The sequence below is a fragment of the Sphingobium cupriresistens genome (genome assembly GCF_004152865.1).
Taxonomy (GTDB): domain Bacteria; phylum Pseudomonadota; class Alphaproteobacteria; order Sphingomonadales; family Sphingomonadaceae; genus Sphingobium; species Sphingobium cupriresistens.
This window is the reverse complement of sequence record NZ_SEOO01000034.1, coordinates 17,096-36,161: the sequence shown is the minus strand read 5'-3', so window position 1 is coordinate 36,161 and position 19,066 is coordinate 17,096. Positions and strand designations below refer to the sequence as shown.

23 protein-coding genes are annotated in these 19,066 nt (G+C 65.5%); 11 read left to right on the top strand and 12 right to left on the bottom strand.

Annotated elements, in window-relative coordinates:
- Positions 1 to 82: 82 nt before the first annotated feature.
- Both EWH12_RS17170 and EWH12_RS17165 read right to left on the bottom strand, forming a co-directional pair.
- The gene (locus EWH12_RS17170; protein WP_242496105.1) at positions 83 to 718 is read right to left on the bottom strand and encodes a hypothetical protein; all 636 of its coding nucleotides are present in this window, start codon (positions 716 to 718) and stop codon (positions 83 to 85) included.
- Between the two features lie 106 nt (positions 719 to 824).
- Positions 825 to 1,067: a hypothetical protein gene (locus EWH12_RS17165; RefSeq protein ID WP_066601171.1), complete on the bottom strand. Its 243-nt coding sequence runs from the start codon at positions 1,065 to 1,067 to the stop codon at positions 825 to 827.
- Between the two features lie 90 nt (positions 1,068 to 1,157).
- Here EWH12_RS17165 and EWH12_RS17160 point away from each other — a divergent pair, with 90 nt between their 5' ends.
- From EWH12_RS17160 to metK, 4 genes are read left to right on the top strand one after another with little or no spacing between them, the layout of a single operon-like run.
- Positions 1,158 to 1,679, top strand: coding sequence for a GNAT family N-acetyltransferase (locus EWH12_RS17160; RefSeq protein ID WP_129927315.1), 522 nt, complete (start codon positions 1,158 to 1,160; stop codon positions 1,677 to 1,679).
- 11 nt (positions 1,680 to 1,690) lie between these two features.
- The gene (locus tag EWH12_RS17155; protein ID WP_129927311.1) at positions 1,691 to 2,341 is read left to right on the top strand and encodes a YqaA family protein; all 651 of its coding nucleotides are present in this window, start codon (positions 1,691 to 1,693) and stop codon (positions 2,339 to 2,341) included.
- A gap of 5 nt (positions 2,342 to 2,346) precedes the next feature.
- On the top strand, positions 2,347 to 3,912 hold the full coding sequence (gene lnt, locus EWH12_RS17150) for an apolipoprotein N-acyltransferase (RefSeq protein ID WP_207212430.1): 1,566 nt from the start codon (positions 2,347 to 2,349) through the stop codon (positions 3,910 to 3,912).
- Positions 3,913 to 3,969: 57 nt separating this feature from the next.
- The gene (gene metK / locus EWH12_RS17145; protein WP_129927310.1) at positions 3,970 to 5,169 is read left to right on the top strand and encodes a methionine adenosyltransferase; all 1,200 of its coding nucleotides are present in this window, start codon (positions 3,970 to 3,972) and stop codon (positions 5,167 to 5,169) included.
- Between the two features lie 250 nt (positions 5,170 to 5,419).
- Here the strand turns inward: metK and EWH12_RS22305 are convergent, their stop codons facing one another.
- A complete protein-coding gene (locus EWH12_RS22305; protein ID WP_165363650.1) occupies positions 5,420 to 5,560 on the bottom strand; it encodes a hypothetical protein in 141 nt (46 codons plus the stop codon).
- Between the two features lie 297 nt (positions 5,561 to 5,857).
- Between EWH12_RS22305 and trmB the strand changes: the two genes are divergently transcribed.
- Together trmB and EWH12_RS17130 are read left to right on the top strand one after the other, a co-directional pair.
- The gene (trmB, locus tag EWH12_RS17135) at positions 5,858 to 6,553 is read left to right on the top strand and encodes a tRNA (guanine(46)-N(7))-methyltransferase TrmB (RefSeq protein WP_066601165.1); all 696 of its coding nucleotides are present in this window, start codon (positions 5,858 to 5,860) and stop codon (positions 6,551 to 6,553) included.
- 46 nt (positions 6,554 to 6,599) lie between these two features.
- The gene (locus EWH12_RS17130; RefSeq protein WP_129927308.1) at positions 6,600 to 7,457 is read left to right on the top strand and encodes a glucose 1-dehydrogenase; all 858 of its coding nucleotides are present in this window, start codon (positions 6,600 to 6,602) and stop codon (positions 7,455 to 7,457) included.
- Between the two features lie 68 nt (positions 7,458 to 7,525).
- On the opposite strand, the gene EWH12_RS17125 is transcribed toward EWH12_RS17130, so the two are convergent.
- The 7 genes from EWH12_RS17125 to EWH12_RS17095 all read right to left on the bottom strand — a co-directional run bounded on the left by EWH12_RS17125 (position 7,526) and on the right by EWH12_RS17095 (position 12,711).
- The gene (locus EWH12_RS17125) at positions 7,526 to 7,933 is read right to left on the bottom strand and encodes a hypothetical protein (RefSeq protein ID WP_129927307.1); all 408 of its coding nucleotides are present in this window, start codon (positions 7,931 to 7,933) and stop codon (positions 7,526 to 7,528) included.
- Positions 7,934 to 8,063: 130 nt separating this feature from the next.
- Positions 8,064 to 8,612 carry a hypothetical protein gene (locus EWH12_RS17120; protein ID WP_066601160.1) on the bottom strand — a complete coding sequence of 183 codons (549 nt, stop codon included), beginning with the start codon at positions 8,610 to 8,612 and terminating at the stop codon, positions 8,064 to 8,066.
- A 208-nt stretch (positions 8,613 to 8,820) separates the two neighbouring features.
- Complete coding sequence (locus tag EWH12_RS17115) at positions 8,821 to 11,175, bottom strand: TonB-dependent receptor (RefSeq protein ID WP_207212429.1); 2,355 nt, start codon at positions 11,173 to 11,175, stop codon at positions 8,821 to 8,823.
- Between the two features lie 161 nt (positions 11,176 to 11,336).
- Positions 11,337 to 11,735, bottom strand: a complete 399-nt coding sequence (locus EWH12_RS17110) for an STAS/SEC14 domain-containing protein (protein ID WP_330219410.1) — start codon at positions 11,733 to 11,735, stop codon at positions 11,337 to 11,339.
- Between the two features lie 23 nt (positions 11,736 to 11,758).
- Entirely contained in the window at positions 11,759 to 12,109 is a 351-nt protein-coding gene (locus tag EWH12_RS17105) for a winged helix-turn-helix domain-containing protein (RefSeq protein ID WP_066605057.1), read from the bottom strand.
- A gap of 52 nt (positions 12,110 to 12,161) precedes the next feature.
- Entirely contained in the window at positions 12,162 to 12,416 is a 255-nt protein-coding gene (locus EWH12_RS17100; RefSeq protein ID WP_066601157.1) for a hypothetical protein, read from the bottom strand.
- A 76-nt stretch (positions 12,417 to 12,492) separates the two neighbouring features.
- Positions 12,493 to 12,711, bottom strand: a complete 219-nt coding sequence (locus EWH12_RS17095; protein ID WP_066601155.1) for a hypothetical protein — start codon at positions 12,709 to 12,711, stop codon at positions 12,493 to 12,495.
- 144 nt (positions 12,712 to 12,855) lie between these two features.
- Between EWH12_RS17095 and EWH12_RS17090 the strand changes: the two genes are divergently transcribed.
- Complete coding sequence (locus EWH12_RS17090; protein WP_066601152.1) at positions 12,856 to 13,968, top strand: sensor histidine kinase; 1,113 nt, start codon at positions 12,856 to 12,858, stop codon at positions 13,966 to 13,968.
- A gap of 20 nt (positions 13,969 to 13,988) precedes the next feature.
- On the top strand, positions 13,989 to 14,735 hold the full coding sequence (locus EWH12_RS17085) for a LytR/AlgR family response regulator transcription factor (RefSeq protein WP_066601150.1): 747 nt from the start codon (positions 13,989 to 13,991) through the stop codon (positions 14,733 to 14,735).
- Between the two features lie 43 nt (positions 14,736 to 14,778).
- On the opposite strand, the gene EWH12_RS17080 is transcribed toward EWH12_RS17085, so the two are convergent.
- The gene (locus EWH12_RS17080; RefSeq protein WP_129927306.1) at positions 14,779 to 15,966 is read right to left on the bottom strand and encodes a BaiN/RdsA family NAD(P)/FAD-dependent oxidoreductase; all 1,188 of its coding nucleotides are present in this window, start codon (positions 15,964 to 15,966) and stop codon (positions 14,779 to 14,781) included.
- A complete protein-coding gene (locus EWH12_RS17075; protein WP_066601147.1) occupies positions 15,966 to 16,415 on the bottom strand; it encodes a YaiI/YqxD family protein in 450 nt (149 codons plus the stop codon). The genes EWH12_RS17080 and EWH12_RS17075 overlap by 1 nt, the downstream gene beginning before the upstream one ends.
- Before the next feature lie 109 nt (positions 16,416 to 16,524).
- Here EWH12_RS17075 and EWH12_RS17070 point away from each other — a divergent pair, with 109 nt between their 5' ends.
- From EWH12_RS17070 to EWH12_RS17060, 3 genes are read left to right on the top strand one after another with little or no spacing between them, the layout of a single operon-like run.
- The gene (locus EWH12_RS17070; RefSeq protein ID WP_066601145.1) at positions 16,525 to 16,947 is read left to right on the top strand and encodes an iron-sulfur cluster assembly scaffold protein; all 423 of its coding nucleotides are present in this window, start codon (positions 16,525 to 16,527) and stop codon (positions 16,945 to 16,947) included.
- On the top strand, positions 16,947 to 18,743 hold the full coding sequence (locus EWH12_RS17065) for a cation:proton antiporter domain-containing protein (RefSeq protein ID WP_129927305.1): 1,797 nt from the start codon (positions 16,947 to 16,949) through the stop codon (positions 18,741 to 18,743). Before EWH12_RS17070 ends, EWH12_RS17065 begins: the two co-directional genes overlap by 1 nt.
- Positions 18,740 to 19,066 carry a DUF423 domain-containing protein gene (locus EWH12_RS17060; RefSeq protein ID WP_066601141.1) on the top strand — a complete coding sequence of 109 codons (327 nt, stop codon included), beginning with the start codon at positions 18,740 to 18,742 and terminating at the stop codon, positions 19,064 to 19,066. The genes EWH12_RS17065 and EWH12_RS17060 overlap by 4 nt, the downstream gene beginning before the upstream one ends.

Below are 19,066 nucleotides of genomic sequence, written 5' to 3'. Positions count from 1 at the left end.
TTCCACGCTGTAGATCCCCACACCTCCCTGACTCGGCAGAAAGGCTTCAAGGTGGACGACTTTTACGCCGCCCGCAGCAGGACTATCCCGCCGCTACCGTGGTCGAATATTGCTCCGCCGTTCTCATTTCGACATGAAAATGATCGACCATTTTACATGCGACCTTGCCCCATCCATTCGCCGGGGCACCAACTGGAATGTAAGGGTCCAACTCCGCATTTGTCGGTCGCCTATACCAATCAACCGGAAACAACTGCACCCCGCCCGGCCCTTCGCCCGGCCCGGCCACCGCCGCGCTGTCGCCCTTGCCCTGACCCGCGCCCTGCGCGCCCTTGGGCAGGTTGCCGATATCGGCCGACGCCATCTGCTCGCGGCTAAGCGTCAGGAAGGGGAAGGGCGATGGCGGCTGCTCCGCAGGCTTTTCGACGGGGATGGGCGGGCGCACCACCGGATCGGCCTGTTGCTGCGGCGCGGCGTTGTTCTGCTCGCGCTTTTCCGCCTTTTCGGCCTTGGCCTGTTGCTGCTCGGTCTTCTGCCCCGTCTCTACGTCGAACGTCACCGGCAGGCGATCCTCCTGCTTGGGCGGCTCCATGTTCGGCGACAAGGTGAACAGCGCGAGCAGCAGCAGCAGGTTTAGCACCAACGCGAACGCCATGCCGCCTGCGCGCTGCCGCACCTTGTCCCACGGAATCGCGGGAACCTTGAAAATGGAATGCAATGTCAAACGCGCCGACCAAAAGGACTCTATGGGGTAAGTCCATGCCCAGACGACGCTGGACAATCAACCCCGTCGGTCGAACGGCCGGCGCTACCTTAGCCCTTAATCAGCACACATCCTCTTCGCGCACCACCGGCCGGCTTTCCCGCGTCGCCCGCATCCGGCTCGCCTTGTCGTCCTCGTCGCTGGTCAGCACGACATAGTCGTCATGCACCTCCAGCAAGACCCCGGCGAACGGAAAACCGTCCAGGCTGCCCGTCACCCGGTAACTCACCGGATCGCCGACCTTGAAGGTCGCGGGATCGGTATTGAAGGTGAAGGGACAACCGCCCTCGCCCATGCCCTGCATATCGTCTCTCCTTCGCCGCCATAATATCCGCCCGATCAACCGGCGCAATATCTTTGCCCAAGCCGTCACCGGATCGCTATGGGCAAGCCCATGGACATCCGCCTCGCCACCGCCGCCGACCTGCCCCTGCTCCATCCGGTGATAGAGCGCGCCTATCGCGGCGACTCCGCCCGCGCCGGCTGGACCTTCGAATCCGACCTGCTCACCGGCCCGCGCACCAGCCTCGATACACTCCGCATGATCCTCGCCAGCCCTGCCGAACGGCTGGTGGTCGCGCTGGATGCGGGGAAAATGCCGATCGGCTGCGTCCAGATTACGGACCGGGGCGGCGGCATCGCCTATCTCGGCCTGCTCTGCATCGATCCCGCGCGCCAGGCCGGCGGCCTTGGCCGTCGCCTCATCGCCGCGGCGGAGGATCATGCCGCCCGCCTCTTCGCCACCCACCTCATGGAAATGACCGTCATCGACAGCCGCGCCGAACTGATCGCCTGGTATCAGCGCCGCGGCTATGCCCTGACCGGCGAAACGCGTCCCTTTCCGATCCCGCTCGATCCGCCGCTGGCGATGGTGGTGCTGGCAAAAGCGCTGGCGACCCGAAACGATCTCGGCTAGGCCCGGCCGCGATGCTCACCAAGCTCTACCAATGGACCCTGGCCAAGGCGGCGCATCGCCACGCCGAACGCTGGCTTTTCGCCATCAGCTTCATGGAATCGAGCTTCTTCCCGATCCCGCCGCATCCGCTGCTCGGCCTCATGTGCCTGGCCCGGCCGGAAAAGGCGCTGCGCTTCGGTTTCATCTGCACCCTGGCCTCGGTGCTGGGCGGCCTGCTGGGCTATGGCATCGGCCATTTCCTGTACGAAGCCCTCGGCCAGCAGATCCTGACTGCGCTGGGCCTCGCCGCCAAATTCCCGGTCGCGGCCTGCTATCTGCGCGATTACGGCGCGGAAATCATCCTGATCAAGGGCGCAACGCCCATCCCGTTCAAACTCATCACCATCACGGCGGGCTTTGTCGGCCTGTCGCTCTTCACCTTCCTCTGGGCCAGCATCGTCAGCCGCGCTTTCCAGTTCATGCTGGTGGGTTTCCTGTTCTGGAAATTCGGCCGCCCGATCAAGGCGTTCATCGAAAAATATCTCGCCCTCCTCTCCGCCCTTTTCCTCGTCCTGATCGTCGGCGGCTTCATCGCCGCCTCGATGCTGACCGGCGGCGTGAAGAAGGACGATAAGTGCAGCCACGCCACCATGGCGACGCTGAATGCGACGGGCGCCCGATAACGCCCATGCGCGCGCTGCTTGCCATGGTCGCCGCCCGGCCGAAACTGGCCGCGCTGCTCGCCGGTTTCGCCTCGGCCACCGGCTTCGCGCCGCTCGACCTCTGGCCCGTCACCCTCGCCTGCCTAGCGGCGCTGATCGTCCTGATCGAACGCGCGCCCGACCGCCGCGCCGCCTTCACCCGCGGTTGGCTGTTCGGCGTCGGCCATTTCACCTGTGGCCTCAACTGGATCGCCCACGCCTTCACCTTCCAGGATTCGATGCCGCACTGGTTCGGCTATGGCGCGGTGGTCCTCCTGTCGCTCTATCTCGCCGCCTTCCCCGGCTTTGCGACGCTCGGCGCATGGTGGCTGTCCAAAAACCCGGCGCTCCCGCGCAGGCGGGAACACGCTACGCCCCTGTTCCTCGCCGCCGCCTGGCTCGCCACCGAATATCTGCGCGCGACTCTCTTCACCGGCTTCGCCTGGAACCCGCTGGGCGCCGTCCTGCTGGCGCCCCGCGCCGCGATCGGCGCGACGGTGATCGGCACCTATGGCCTGGGCGCCGTCACCATCCTGACGGCGGCCGGATGCCTGCTCGCCTGGCGTCGGCAGGCAAGGCCCGCCATCGCGCTGCTCCTGCCCTTCTTCTGCTTCTCGCTCTGGGGCCTCCTCTCCCCCGCCCCGATCACACCCCCCGGCGCGCCCCGCGTCCGCGTGGTCCAGCCCAATATCGGCCAGGACGAAAAATATTCCGCCGCCCTCGAACAGGCGCATTTCCGCACCCTCGCCGCCCTGTCCGGCACGCCGCGCCCGGCCCCGCGCCTGATCTTCTGGCCCGAAGCCGCCATCCCCGCCTATCTGGACATGGAACCCGACTGGCGCGCCCGCCTCGCCGGCCTGCTCGGCCCCGGCGACCTGCTGATGACCGGCGCGACCAAAGTCTATTTCAAGCCCGACCCGGACAGCCCGGTGGGAGAGCAGAAACTGGCCGGCGCGAACAACAGCCTGTTCATCGTCACCCCCGACGCCCGCCTCCTCACTCGCTATGACAAGGCGCATCTGGTCCCCTATGGCGAATATCTGCCGATGCGCTCGATCCTCCAGCCGATCGGCCTGTCCCGCCTCGTCCCCGGCGACGCCGATTTCTGGCCCGGCCCCGGCCCGCAAAGCCTGACCCTGCCCGCCACGCTTGGCCGCACGGAGCTGAAAATGGGCGTCCAGATTTGCTACGAGATCATCTTTTCGGGCCATGTCATCGACGCCGCGAACCGCCCCGCCTTCCTCTTCAACCCCTCCAACGACGCCTGGTTCGGCAGTTGGGGCCCGGTCCAGCATCTGGCCCAGGCGCGTCTCCGCGCGATCGAGGAGGGCGTGCCGATCATCCGCTCCACCCCCACCGGCGTCTCGGCGATCATCGATGCGCGCGGCCATGTCGTCCACACGCTCGGCCTCAACCGCGCCGGGTTCCTCGACGCCGCCCTGCCCCCGGCGCTCCCGCCCACGTTGTTCGCCCGGCTTGGCAACTGGGCGCCCGGCCTGCTGATGCTCATCCTGCTGGGCGCGGCCCTTGCCTTGCGCAGAGGCAAAAGCTAATAGCCACATAAAGTTTTCTTTATGTCCTTTCGTCCGCCCATGTCTTACGGGAGTCTCATGCGCAATCAATTTCTCTTCACCTCGGAATCCGTGTCCGAAGGCCATCCCGACAAGGTCGCGGACCAGATTTCCGACTCGATCGTCGATCTGTTCCTGTCGAAAGACCCCGAAGCCCGTATCGCCTGCGAAACCCTGACGACGACCCAGCTCGTCGTCCTGGCCGGCGAAATCCGCTGCAAGGGCGTCTATGAAAATGGCGAATGGGCACCGGGCGCCAAGGAAGAGATCGAAGCGACCGTCCGCGCCACCGTCAAGCGCATCGGCTATGAGCAGGACGGCTTCCACTGGCAGACCTTCCGCTTCGAAAACAACCTCCACGGCCAGTCCGCGCACATCGCGCAGGGCGTCGATGAAAGCGGCAACAAGGATGAAGGCGCCGGCGATCAGGGCATCATGTTCGGCTATGCGTCGGACGAAACCCCCGACCTGATGCCCGCCACCCTCTATTACAGCCACAAGATCCTGGAACGCCTGGCCCACGACCGTCACAACAAAGTAGTCGATTTTCTCGAACCCGACGCCAAGAGCCAGGTGACGCTGGAATATGTCAACGAAGTGCCGGTCCGCGCGACCGCTCTCGTCGTCTCCACCCAGCACGCCAAGGACATGGACAATGACGAAAGCCGCGCAAAGCTGCGCGCCTACGTCAAGGGCGTCTTCGCCGACATCCTGCCCGAAGGCTGGCTGCCGGGCGACGAGAGCATCTACGTCAACCCGACCGGCCTGTTCGAAATCGGCGGCCCTGACGGCGACGCCGGCCTCACCGGCCGCAAGATCATCGTCGACACCTATGGCGGCGCGTCGCCCCATGGCGGCGGCGCTTTCTCCGGCAAAGACCCCACGAAGGTCGACCGCTCGGCCGCCTATGTCACCCGCTATCTGGCGAAGAACATCGTCGCCGCCGGCCTCGCCCGCCGCTGCACGATCCAGCTCAGCTACGCCATCGGCGTCGCCGAGCCGCTCTCGCTCTATGTCGACCTGCACGGCACCGGCACGGTCGAGGCGTCCGCGATCGAAGCCGTCCTGCCGACGCTCGTGCGCCTGACGCCCAAGGGCATCCGCACCCATCTCGGCCTTAACAAGCCGATCTACCAGAAAACCGCCGCCTACGGCCATTTCGGCCGCACCCCCGACGGCGACTATTTCCCCTGGGAAAAGACCGACCTGGTCGACGCGCTCAAGGCTGCGCTGGCCTAACCTGTTTAGCCCCTCCCCTTCAGGGGAGGGGTAGGGGGTGGGGGCTGTCGTCCAGGCGCACTATTGAAGCCCCCCACCCCGCTGCGACTAGGTCCGACTTCGCCGAACCAAGTCTCGCTGCCCCTCACTTGAAGGAGAGGGGATGCATCTTCCAAAATATCATCCAATCCCCAAAAAGGGCGCCGCAGCACCATGCTCCGGCGCCCTTTTCGCGCATTCCCCACCTGTCCATAAGATGACGAAAAGTTCATTAGGAAAGCCCGCGCGCCCGGCCCATAGCGCTCTTGTCGGGTTCGCCACCCCTGTCGGACCCGACACCTCTGCCAAAGAGGCTTTCGATGACAAGGATGGTTGCCACGCCCTCGTCGACCTTGCCGTGATCGTCGGCCATGCTGCTCCTGCATCTGCCGCCCCCTGCAAGGACGCGAAGGGCAAGTTCGTGACAGGCCCAACCTGACGAAACCAGGCGGCGGTCGGCTTTCAGCCATATCCGCCGAAACCGGCGGCGCTCCTCCTCAGCGCCCGCCGACAACCGCCTTTCATGCTGTCCCTTCCGCCGACCCCGACTGCACAGAAGGGGTTGGGGGAGGGACAGGTTTCAGGCTGCGCCATGGCATCGCCTCGCGACCGGAGCGCCTCTGCGCTCGGCCCTTGCCCCCATTCCCCTCGCCCGCTAGTCAGCCGTCCCATGACAGCGCATAAATCCGGCGATCCCACGACCCTCAACCGCCTCTATGGCCGCCAGTCGGGGCACAAGTTGCGCCAGGGGCAGCAGGAACTGGTCGACACTCTCCTGCCCGCCATATCGGTGCCGGAAGACGGCGAGATCACCGCCGCGGGCCTGTTCGGTTACGATCGCCCGCTCCATTTCGAAATCGGCTTCGGCGGCGGCGAACATATGGCCCATCGCGCCGACATGCTGCCCGACCATGGCTTCATCGGCGCGGAACCGTTCCTCAACGGCGTCGTCACCGCGCTCGGCCATGTCCGCGACGGTGCGCTGGGCAACGTCCGCCTCCACATGGGCGACGCGCTTCAAGTCTTGTCGCGCATCCCCGACGGCGCGCTCAGCTTCGTCTATCTGCTGCATCCCGATCCCTGGCCCAAGGCGCGTCATGCCAAGCGCCGCATGATGAACCCCGGCCCGGTCGCGATGATCGCGCGCAAACTCAAGCCCGGCGGCGAATTTCGCTTCGGCACCGACCATCCGGTCTATCTGCGCTGGGCGCTGATGGTGATGAACGGCCATCCCGACTTCGAATGGCTGGCCAGCGAACCGAAGGATTTCCAGACCCGCCCCGGCGGCTGGCCCGAAACCCGTTATGAGGCCAAGGCCCGCCGCATCGGCCACGAAGTCTGGTACTTCCGCTACCGGCGGCGCTGAACCCTCGCGCGGCTCATACGTTGGGCATGGCGAAAGGAGAGACGCCATGTCCAGCAACAGCCATGAGGAAATGATCCGCGAAGATGGTCTGCCCGGTCACGAAAGCCGCCTCGACCCCAAGCCCGAATGGGAACCGCGCTATCCCGGCTCCGGGCGCCTCGACGGCAAAGTCGCGCTTGTCACCGGCGCGGACAGCGGCATCGGCCGCGCCGTCGCCGCGCTCTACGCCCGCGAGGGCGCAGACGTCGCCATCCTGTATCTGTGCGAACATGACGATGCCCGCAAAACCGCGCAAATCGTCGAAGCCGAAGGGCGCGAGGCGCTGACCATCGCCGGCGATATCGGCGAGAAGAGCTTTTGCGACGCCGCGATCCAGCAGGTGATGGATCGCTTCGGCCGGCTCGACATTCTCGTCAACAATGCCGGCGAACAACATCCCGATCAGGATATCACCGATATCACCGAAGACCAGCTTCGCCGTACCTTCCAAACCAATATCTTCGGCATGTTCTTCCTGACTCAGGCTGCCCGCCCGCACTTCAAAAAGGGCGCGGCGATCGTCAATTGCACCAGCGTCACCATGTATCAGGGCGCGTCCGAACTGCTGGACTATAGCAGCACCAAGGGCGCGATCACCGCTTTCACCCGCAGCCTGTCGGAAAATCTGGTAAAGGACGGCATCCGCGTCAACGCGGTCGCCCCCGGCCCGATCTGGACCCCGCTCAACCCCAGCGGCGGCGTTTCGCCGGAGAAGCTGGCGCATTTCGGCGAATCGACCCCCATGGGCCGCCCCGGCCAGCCCAACGAAGTCGCCCCCGCCTTCCTCTTCCTCGCCTGCGATGACGCCAGCTATATGTCGGGCCAGGTGCTTCATCCCAATGGAGGCACGATCGTCAACGGATAAAGCGCAAATTTTAGCCCCTCGCTTTTAATGAAGGGGTGGGGGTGGGCGCCTGAGCGGCCGCGCCACCCTCACTCCGCTCGCTCGAACAGCCCCATCGGCGCGCCAAATTCGTCGGGCCAGGCCAGATAGACGACATCGGTCGGCCCGACGAAGAAGTCCCGCACGATCCACCGTCCGTCCTTCTGCTCCAGCAGGGCGTAGACGTCCGGCTCGTCGAATATCCCCGCCTCGACCCGCTCGGCATGGCGCGTCTGGCTGAAATCGATCGAACCGCCCACCGGCGTCTGCGGCACGACATGGGCGAAGGCCCATCGATCCTGCCGCCGCAGCGCGCGCACCACGAACTTGACCTTCTGCATCAGGTCGCGCTCGATCGCGGGCCGCAACGCATCGAGCAGCGCCCGCCGCTGCGGATCGGCGACGCCGATATCGCTCGCCCCGGCCAGCGCGGCCACCACCATCATCGTCGCGATCATCCGCCCCTCCCGTCAAAGCCGGACCGATAGCCCAGGCCCGCCCGCTTGGACATGAAAAAGGCCGCGCAAGGCCCCCACCCCACGCGGCCTTTTCGTTAAGGCGAACGAGCCCGGACCGTAAAGGTCGCGCTCAGTTGGCCTTGGAAAGATCCACCTTTTCCACCCATTCGGGGTAGAAGGTCGGTTCGCGATTGGACCAGCCCACCGCCGTCGCCGCCGCCTCGCTGATCGACTGGAGCAGCGCGCGCCGCTTTTCGGGGTGGAGGTGCGGCAGGCTGGCCGCGGCGCAGAAAGCGCCCGGCAACCAGGGCCGCGCCCCCGCGCCCAGCAGTCGCTCATACAGGAAGCGGTAGGAGGAAAAGCTGCCCAGACGATCCTGGCCCAGGTCGAAGGCGGATATGGTCACCAGCGGCGCCATGAACGGCTCCACCTGTTCCAGACCGCTGTCGTCGGGTACGCGCGCCTTGATATCGTCCAGCCGCCCATAGATGCGCGCCTGCGCCCGGATGGAGGCTTCCTCGACCATGTCGCGGGACCATAGCTTCATCGCGTCGCGGCGATGCAGCCCGATATCCAGCGATCGGCGAATATAGCGTTGCGTGGAGGATGAGAAGCTTGCGAACTCTCGCAGTTCCGCCAGGGTTACAGCCCCATCCGCCGGTCTTGCACTCGTACCCATGTTAAGCCCTCCGACTTGAAGTCGTAGGATGGAACATGCGCCCTCTATGGTTACTGAAGGCTTAAGGGCCTGTTCCACCGCCATTCACAAGGGACCAGATTTCTTTTTGCAGCGCAACATGAAAATCTTGTGACTGCGGCGAACGGAATTTTCGGCAAGCATCTCAAAGCCCAAACTCCCGCGACCGCGACCAGGCGCAGGGCGCGCCTCAACCGCCCAGCGCCGCGCGCAACGTCACGCCGATGGTGCGCGGATCGCTCGGCGTGCCGACGATCAGTCCGCTATTGCCGGCCTGTACGGTCAGGTTCTGCATATAATTTTTATCGAAAATGTTCCGCGCGAACACCGCCACCTCCCAACGCGGCGTGCGATAGCCGATACTGCCATTGACCAGCGTATAGCCCTTGATGACGGTATAGGCCGACCCGGTCGCATCACCGAAAATCTTCGTGCGAGTGACCGCATCGGCGCGCAGCACCATCTCGCCTTCGCGGCCCGCCATCGATATGGGCAGGCGATATTCGCCACCCGCCGATCCGGTCCATTTGGGCAGGCCCGGCATAGCCTGCCCCGACAGGTCGCATTGCGCGGTGCCGCTGCCTGTCTTCTCGATCGGGCATGGCCCCTTGGGATAGCTGGCATAGATGCCGTCCGAATAGGCCCCCGCCGCGCGCAGCGTCAGCCGCGCGCCCACTCGCGCCGCGGCGTCGAACTCGATCCCCTTGACCGTCACTTTGGGGATATTGGCCAGATAGCTGCGCAGCGCGATCACCGCCGCGCTGTCCACCACATTGGCCTGGAAATCGTTGACGCGGGTATAATAGGCGTCGATGTTGAAGGTCAGCGCGTCGTTCAGCAGCCGTGTCTTGACCCCGCCCTCCCATGTGCTGTTCTTCTCCGGCCGCACCGTCACCGTGCTCAGGATCGGGTCGCCCGACGCATGGCCCGGCACACCGGCGGGATAGACCGGCAGGCCCGACATGTTGATCCCGCCCGACTTCTGCCCGCGCGCGAAACTGGCATAGGCCATCACCCCGTCGGTCAGGTCATAGGCGATGTTCACCCGTCCCGATGCGCTGCCATCGCCCAGATGCGCGCTGTAGGACTGGCTACGCAGGATCGAATTTTTGTCGCTGACCAAGGCCGGCGTCAGCCCCGTGGTCAGCCCGCCAAAGGCAGTCACATCATAGACGCCGTCCTTCTCTTCATAGGTATATCTTATGCCGCCGGTGATCGCGATCCGAGGCAGCGGCCGCCATGTCACCTCGCCGAAAATGCCGAAGCTTTCGGACCGGAAATCGGTGCGCCCGGCGGTCTGGTATCCGTCCAGCAGGTCCGCCGGCCGCCCCGGCAACAGCCAGTAGGTCGCCAGCGGGCCATAGATGCTGATCGGATGGCCGACGATCTTCTGGTGGAAATAATAGAGGCCCGCGACATAGTCTATCGGGCCGGGCGTGTTGGAACCGATGCGGAACTCCTGCGAAAACTGGTCCTGCCGCGACGGGATATGCTGGGTCGTCTGGATATGCAGCCCGGTATAGTCTCGGTCGTTCCCCGCATCCCAGTTCCAGAAGCGCCAGGCGCTGATCGACGTCAGCGTCACCCCGCCCAACGTCCACTCGGCGATGCCCGACACCCCGCCCTCATTGGTGTCCACGCCCAGCGGCGCGTCATTATCGGTCACCAGGTCATAGGGATTGGTGCTCGGCGGGGCATAGGCGCCGCCAGGCGCATTGGCGGCCAGCGCGGCATATTGCTGGGCCGCCGGCTTCAATGTCGGCGCGATCCGCACATGCACCTGCGCGCAGCAGTTGTTCTTGAAATTCGACCAGTCGCCGATCAGCCGCAGCGAAAAATCGTCCGATGGCGCGAACAGCAATTGTCCGCGGATCGCGTCATTATGAATATTGTTCTGATCCTCGTCCCGCACGATATTGCGGATATATCCATCCTGCCGCGTCACCGATCCAGACAGGCGGAACGCCAGCACGTCCCCGGCGATCGGCCCCGTCACCGCCGCCTTGGCCTGCAGAAAATCGCGGCTGCCATAGGATAGCTCCGCCTCTCCGCCCCAATCGAAGCCCGGCTTTTTCGACAGGATGTTGATCGCGCCGGCGGTCGTGTTCTTGCCGAACAACGTCCCCTGCGGCCCGCGCAGCACCTCGATCCGTTCAATATCGGTAAAATCGAACGCCGCCGTCGCCGGCCGGGCATGATAGACCCCGTCGACGTAGAAGCCCACGCCCGGCTCCAGCCCGTCATTGGCCTGGCTCACCGCCACGACGCTCGACCCCAGCCCGCGGATGGTGAAGGCGGTGTTGCGCGGATTGGCGGACGAATAATTGAGCGCCGGCGCCAACTGGCTCAACTGGCTGACATTGACCGTGTAAGTCCGCGTCAGTTCCTGGCCGCTGACGAGTGTCAACGCGGCCGGCACCTGCTGCGGGTCTTCCTCGCGCAACCGCGCCGTCACGACGATCGCGCCGTCGCCCGCATCGCCCTCCGCCGCCTGCGCCATGCCGCCGGTCCAGACGGCCGATCCCATCAGGACCGCCGCCGCCATCTTCATCCCCATCGTCACCCTGTCGTCCCCCATGATTTACGGGACCGATAAACAGGCTGCAAAGGATTCGCTATATATATTCGGATATAGCGATGAAACCGCGCAACAAGCGTCTCACTCGTTGTTGCTTTTGCCCGTCGTGTCGTCTGTCGCGTTGCCTGTCAGGCCGCCGCCGCCTGCGCTTCCATCAGCCAGACGAACGCCGCGTCCGCATCGGCGAAGATGCGCAGATAGGATTGCGTCATCTCCCGCCGCACCTGCAATTTGGCGATGGCGCTTGGCGTGACGATGGCGATGCGCGACGCGCGCGGGAACAGCCCTTCGCCCAGATGTTCGCGGAACGCCGCCACCGCGTCCTGCGGTTGCACCGCGCTACGGCGCATGTCCATCCGCAACCGATAGCCCGGCGAGAAACCCTCGGTTACGAACCGCCCTTTCACCTCCCGCGCATAGGCGGCCACGGCTTCGCCGCTGAACAGGCCATGCCAACTTATGTCGAGCAGGTTGATATCGTGGCGAAATTTAATGTCGTACATGCTGACAGCCTCCACGGCCCTCATGCCCGATCCGCCTTACCGAAATCCTATTCCGCTGCCTGGGCCGCCAATGGCTCAGCCCGCAACTGCCGCTCCAGTACCGGCCATGCGCCTTCACCCGCCCCCGACGCCGCCCGCTGCAACGCCCGATAGTCACGCAGCACCGCGGCCCCCATCTCGGTCAGCCGCGCGCCCTCGCTCGACGTCGCAACCAGCGGCTGCGCCCAGCATCGGTTCATCACATCCACCAGCAGCCAGCAACGCCGATAGCTCATGCCCAGTTTGCGTCCGGCGGCCGATATCGACCCCTCGCCCGCAATCGCGTCGAGCAGGTCGGCCTTGCCTGGCCCCATGGCGATCTGGTCGCCGCAATAAATCTGGATCTTGATCTTCAGCATCGGTCCGCCTTCCTGCCACAACGCAGGAGAATGGCCAATGCCGGCAAAAGGATCAGGCTCCGGCGCGCCGCTCCAGCACCGCGCCGATCATGGACCGCCACACCGCGACATCGCCCGCCTGCGCCATTTGGGCATCGGGTTCGCGCAATGTGTGCAATATGGCGTAGGCGTCATCGACATGGTCGGGCCATGCCGCATCCACCGCGCCGGACGCATGGGGATCGCTACCGCCGCCATTCAGGCTTAGCTGGCGACCGGCCAGGACGCGGGCGATACGCTCGATGGCGGGGGTGGTGGACGTCGGCATGGATGGCAAACTCCTCTCTCGCGGGGCGGCGCTTTCGCTCTGCCGCCGCCATGATAGCATGTTCATATCGGCGGAGCTATCTATCCCCGCCTTTCTTATAGCCCGAAGACGGCACCGGATCGCCATGGTCGCCCGGCTTGGTGGTCGATGGCGGATCGGATGCGTCCATCGAATCCTTCAGGCCTTCTTCCAGTTTTTCGTCCTTATCCAGAACATGATCCTGCGCGTCGCTTTCGCGCGCGTCGCCGGCTTCCTCGCGGCTGTTGGGACGTATGTCGGTCTTGTTGTCCGTCATTGTCTCTCTCCTCTATCCACCAAGGATGAACGGACGGCGCGGCGGCCCGGTTCCCCTCGCCGGCTTCGACCAACGCCGCCGCCCGTTCGACCAGCAACCGCGCGACCTACAGACTTTCGCCCCGCACCGGCGTAGACAGAGGCCATGACTGATCTTCCCGAAGACGGCGATCGCGGCGTGGCGCCGGCGATCGCGCTCTATTCCATCCTGGGCTTCTGGTTTTTCTACGCCTTGCTGGTTTCGTTGCGGGCCATGATCGTAGGCTTCGAATCGCAAGGCGAAATGGCGGTCCGCCGCATCATCGTCACCGTCATCGGCATCATCGTGACCTGGATACTCTATCTCGCGCTCCGGCGTTTCGACGCCAGGCCGCTCGCGATCAGGGTCGTCGCCGCCTTCTCGCTCGCCGCGCCCTTCGCGCTCGCGATGGCGGCGGCCAACTATTATATCTTCAACGTCTATGATCCGGGCAACTTCATCTCCGAAGGCGAGATGATGAAGATGACCAAGGAGGAGGGCTATCTCCTCGTCTCGATCGTGGAAGACGCGCTCAGCCGCTATTTCTTTCTCGCCGCCTGGGCGGGCCTGTATCTGGCTCTGTCCTACGCCAGCGAAGCCCATCGCACGGAGCGGCGCGCCGCCCGGCTGGAAAAGGCGGCGCAACAGGCCGAACTGCGCTCGCTGCGCTATCAGGTGAACCCGCATTTCCTGTTCAATACGCTGAACTCGCTCTCCACCCTGGTCATGCGCAACCGCCCGGACGAAGCGGAACGGATGATCATGTCGCTCTCCAACTTCTACCGCACCAGCCTGACCGGCGATCCGCTCGAAGAAGTGCCGCTGGAGGAGGAGGTCCATCTCCAGACGCTCTATCTGGATATCGAATCGGTCCGCTTCCCCGATCGGTTGAAGACGGTGGTCGACATCCCGCCCGTGCTGATGAACGCCTGCGTCCCCGGCCTCATCCTCCAGCCACTGGTCGAAAATGCGATCAAATATGGCGTCTCGCGCACCTCCAGCCCGGTGGAGATCCGCATCACCGCGCGCGAGGATGGCGACCTGATGCACATCGCCGTCACCGACGATGGCGACAATCCGCCGGGCCGGTCGGACAGCGGCAGCGGCATCGGCCTTGCCAATGTGCGCGATCGGCTGACGGCCCGCTTTGGGGATCAGGGCCAGATCGTCTATGGTCCGCGCGAGGGGAAGGGTTTTTCCGTCCTTCTCACCTTGCCCATCATCCGCCGGGGTTGCTGACTCCCATGTCCATTCGCGCTATGCCAGTCCGCACCATGATCGTCGACGATGAACCGCTCGCCGTCGAACGCCTCCAGATGCTCTGCGCGCGCGAACCGCGCATCGCGCTCGTCGGCACCGCCACCGATGGCGAAGCCGCGCTGCGCCTGATCGAAGGGTTGAAGCCCGACCTGGTCATGCTCGACATCGCCATGCCCTTGCTGGACGGCATCGGCGTCGCCCGCGCCGTCGGCCGCATGGGCATCCGCCCGGCCGTGATCTTCGTGACCGCGTTCGAAGGGTTCGCGGTGGAAGCGTTCGATCTCGCTGCGGTCGATTATCTGCTGAAACCCGTCGCCCATGATCGCCTGACCCGCGCGATCGATCGGGTCGAATTGGCGCTGCGCCATCAGTCCCCCGACACCGCGCCCGCCATCTCCAGCGCCCCGCAGCCCGAATGGGCCGAGGAATTCTGGGTGCCGCACCGCTCCGAACTGATCCGCATCGCCACCGACCAGATCGATCGGATAGAGGCCGAACGCGACTATATGCGTCTGCATGTCGGCGGTCACAGCTATCTGCTGCACCAGACGATCAGCAGCCTGGAGGAACGGCTCGACCCCCAACAATTTGTCCGCCTGCATCGCAGCCACATCGTCCGCCGCGACCATATCGCGCGCCTGCGCCACGACGGCAGCGGCGTCTGGTTCGCGGCGCTCGCCGACGGCGGCGAAATCCGCATCGGTCGCACCTTCCTGGCGAACGCACGGGCGATGACGGGGCGGTAGGGGCTTATCTTTTAACCGTTCAGCCCGAACGGAGGCGAGTTTCCTACAATGCCTGTCCGGCCGCCACGCCACTGGCCCAGGCCCATTGGAAATTATAGCCCCCCAGCCATCCGGTGACATCCACCGCCTCGCCGATCGCATACAGCCCCGGCGCCTTGGCCGCTTCCATCGTCCGCGACGACAGCCCGGCCGTCGCGATGCCGCCCACCGTCACCTCTGCCTTGGCATAGCCCTCCGTCCCCGACGGCGCGAACGCCCAGTCGCCCAGCCGCGCGGCCACTTGCCGCAGCGCCTTGTCCGACAGGTTGCCCATCTCGCCCTGCACCCCGATTCGCTCCAGCAGCGTATCGGCCAGCCGCTCGGTCAGCGCCTGCGCCACCACCCGGCGCAGCATCACCCGCGGCCGCTCCCGCTTCTCCGCCAGCAGCCAGTCCGCCGCCTTGTCCGGCAGGAAATCCACCTGGATCGGCGTGCGATGCTGCCAGTAGGAGGAAATCTGCAACATCGCCGGTCCGGACAGCCCCCGATGCGTGAACAGCGCGGCCTCGCGAAAGCGCGTCTTGTTCCAGCGCACTTCTACATCGGCCGACACCCCCGCCAGCGACTGGAACAGCGCCTCCTCCGGCCCCAGGGTGAAGGGCACCAAGGCCGGGCGCGGCTGCACGATGCTCAACCCGAAATGGCGCGCCACATCATAGGCGAAGCCGGTCGCGCCCATCTTGGGGATCGACGGTCCCCCGGTCGCCAGCACCAGCGCGGGCGCGCGATGCACCGTCCCGCCGATCGTCACCCGATACAGGCCCTCGCCATGATCGACATGCGCGATCGGCTGCCCCAGCGCCAGCGTCACGCCGCCTTTGACGCACTCCTCCTCCAGCATCGCGACGATCTGCTTCGCCGACCCGTCGCAGAATAATTGCCCCAGCGTCTTTTCATGCCAGGCGATGCCATAACGATCGACCAGTCCGATGAAATCCTGCGCCGTGTAACGCCCCAGCGCCGACTTGGCGAAATGCGGATTGGCCGACAGGTATCGGTCGGCGGCGGTATGGATATTGGTGAAATTGCACCGCCCGCCGCCGGAAATCAGGATCTTCTTGCCCACCGCATCGGCATGATCGACCAGCAGCACGCGCTTGCCCCGCTGCCCGGCGGTCGCGGCGCACATCATCCCCGCCGCGCCCGCGCCCAGCACGATCGCATCCCAAATGCCTGTATCAGCGTCGAGCATCACCGCCCCCGCTTCAGGCGGACGATGGTCTCGTCCAGCGCCTGCAGGAAGCGCGAGCGGTCATTCTTGCCGAAGGGCGGCGGCCCGCCGACCTGATCGCCGCCGGCCCGCAAATCCGCCATGATCGCCCGCGTCGCTATCGCCGCGCCGATCGAGCTATGGGTGAAAGGCTTGCCGTTGGGCGCGATCACGGTCGCCCCCGCCTTCAGGCAACGATCGGCCAGCAATATGTCCGCGGTAATGCATACCGACGCCCCATCGGCCCGCTCGGCGATCCAGTCGTCCGCCGCATCGAACCCGTCGCTCACCACCACCCGGTCCAGCAGCGGATGGGCGGGAATGCGGATCGGGCTGTTGCTCACGATCGTCACGGGAATCTCATGCCGCCAGGCGACCTTGTAGATCTCCTCCTTCACGGGGCAGGCATCGGCATCGACCAATATCTTCATGCGCTGGGCGATAGGCGGTGGGACCGGTCGAGACAAGGATGCCGGCTTATTTCGGTTGGGACCATTCCCCGCCTTCACCCCGCGCCGATCCTGCCCTACATGGACCTTCATGAACGCCCCCCTGTATAACAAGGACATATTGCGGCTCGCCGCCGGCATCCCGCACCACCAGCGGTTGCCGAACGCGCAGGCCAGCGTCGAAAAACGCTCCCCCACCTGCGGGTCGCGCGTCACCGCCGACGTGCGGATGACCGACGGCCGCCTCGCCGATCTCGGTCTGGACGTGAAGGCCTGCGCGCTGGGACAGGCCTCCGCTGCGCTGATGGCCGGTCACGCCATCGGCTTGACGGCGCAGGAACTGGCCGACGCCCGCGACAGGCTGGCCGCCTATCTGTCGGGCGACAGCGATGATCTCGAATTCTGGCCCGGCCTCGCCGTCCTCGCCCCCGCGCGCGGTTACCCGGCTCGCCACGCCTCGATTCGCCTCGGCTTCGAAGCGATCGCCGAAGCCGCCAGACAAGCAGACGCCTGATGGAAGCGCATCAGGCCGTCAGCGCCACCGACATTCTCCTGTCCGAAGGCGTCATCCTGCTCGGCGCCGCCGTGCTGTTCGTCATGCTCTTCCGCCGCTTCGGCCTCGGTGCGGTCCTTGGCTACCTTGTCGCGGGCGCACTGGTCGGACCGCAGGGCCTGGGCCTTGTCGGCGGCGGCGAATCGAAACTCGCCATCGCTGAAATCGGCATCGTCCTGCTGCTGTTCCTCGTCGGCCTCGAACTTCATCCCGTCCGGCTCTGGCGCCTGAAACGCGACATTTTCGCGCTCGGCCTGGCGCAGGTGGTGCTGTGCGGCTGCATCCTCACCGCCATCATCTTCTACTCGACCGGCTTCAGCTGGGGCGCGGCGATCGCGCTCGGCCTGCCGCTCGCCCTCTCCTCCACCGCGCAGGTGCTGCCGGGCCTGAAATCCAGCGGCCGCATCAACTCCCCCTTCGGTGAGAAGGTCTTCTCGATCCTGCTGTTCCAGGATCTCTCGATCGTCCCGCTCATCACCATCGTCGCCGCCCTGTCGCGCAATCCTGCCGATGCCGGGGGGCCGCCGGGCTGGATGATGGCGGGCTACACCGTCGCCGCCATCGCCGGCCTCGTGCTGGCCGGCCGCTTCATCCTGCGCCCGCTGCTGGGGCTGGTGGGCCGCATGGGCGAGCGCGAGATGTTCGTCGTCGTGGGTCTCTTCACCGTGCTGGCCGCCGCCGCGCTGATGCACAGCCTGCACCTCTCGACCGCGCTGGGCGCCTTCGTCGCGGGCGTCATGCTCGCCGATTCGCCCTACCGGCATGAAATCGAATCCGACGTCGAGCCATTCCGCTCGATCCTGCTCGGCCTCTTCTTCCTTGCCGTCGGCATGGTGCTGGACCTGCGCGCCGTCGCCGCCAATCCGTTGTTCGTGCTCTCCATGGCGGTGGTTCTGGTTGCGACCAAGGCGGCGATCATCACCGGCCTCGCCCGCTTGTTCGGCATGGAATGGCGCCCGGCGCTGGGTGCGGGCCTGTTGCTCAGCCAGGGTGGCGAATTCGGCTTCGTCCTCTTCACCCAGGCGCAAAACGCCCTGCTCATCGCGCCGCAGGCGGCCAGCCTGTTCGCCGCCATCGTCACCTTCTCCATGGCGACGACGCCCTTCCTGATGCTCTTCGCCCGGCGCTTCGAGTTCGCCAAGCCCAGGGATCACGACCTGCCCGGCCCGGAAGATGCCCCGCGCGGCTCCGCCATCATCGTGGGCTATGGCCGCTTCGGCCAGACCGTCGCGCAGATGCTGATGGGCCATGGCTTCGGCGTCACCCTGATCGACAAGAAGCCCGCCCAGATCGAGGTGTCGAGCCGGTTCGACATGAAGGTCTATTATGGCGACGGCACCCGCATGGACCTGCTCCACCGCGCCGGCGCGGACGAAGCGCGCCTCATCGCCTTCTGCATCGACGACCCCTCGCTCGATTCGCGCGCGCTCCAGCCGATCGCCGAAGCCTTCCCCCAAGCCGCCTTGATGGTCCGCGCCTTCGACCGGCGACAGGTGCTGGAATTGCAGGATATGGACCTCGCCGGCATCGTCCGCGAAGTCTATGAATCGGCCATCTGCATGGGCGTACAGGCGATGCAGTCGCTTGGCGTACCGGACGAAGAAGTCGAGGAAGTCGAGCGCCAATATCGCCAGAATGACGCGCAACGCATGGCGCTCCAGACCGAACATGGCAGTCTGCTCGCGGCCAAGGACTTGATGTATCGCCCCGGCAAGTCCATGCGGCTGCTCAGCAGAGGGGATGGAGAAAAGGCATGATCGCGATACTGGCCTGCCTGTCCGCGGCGCTGGCGATAGGGGCCGGCGCGTTCGGCGCGCATGGCGTCGCCGATCCCAAGGCGGCGGAATGGCTGCGCACCGGCGGCCTCTATCAATTGATCCACGCCGTCGCCGCGGTCGCCCTCATCGGCGTTGCGCGCGGCGCGGCGGCGCTGATGCTCGTCGGCGCGGCGATCTTCGCCCTCACCCTCTACGCCATGGCGCTGGGCGGACCCAAATGGCTGGGCGCGGTCACGCCGATCGGCGGCATGTTGATGATCGCGGGCTGGCTATGGGCCGCATGGTCCTTCGGGCAGCGCTGA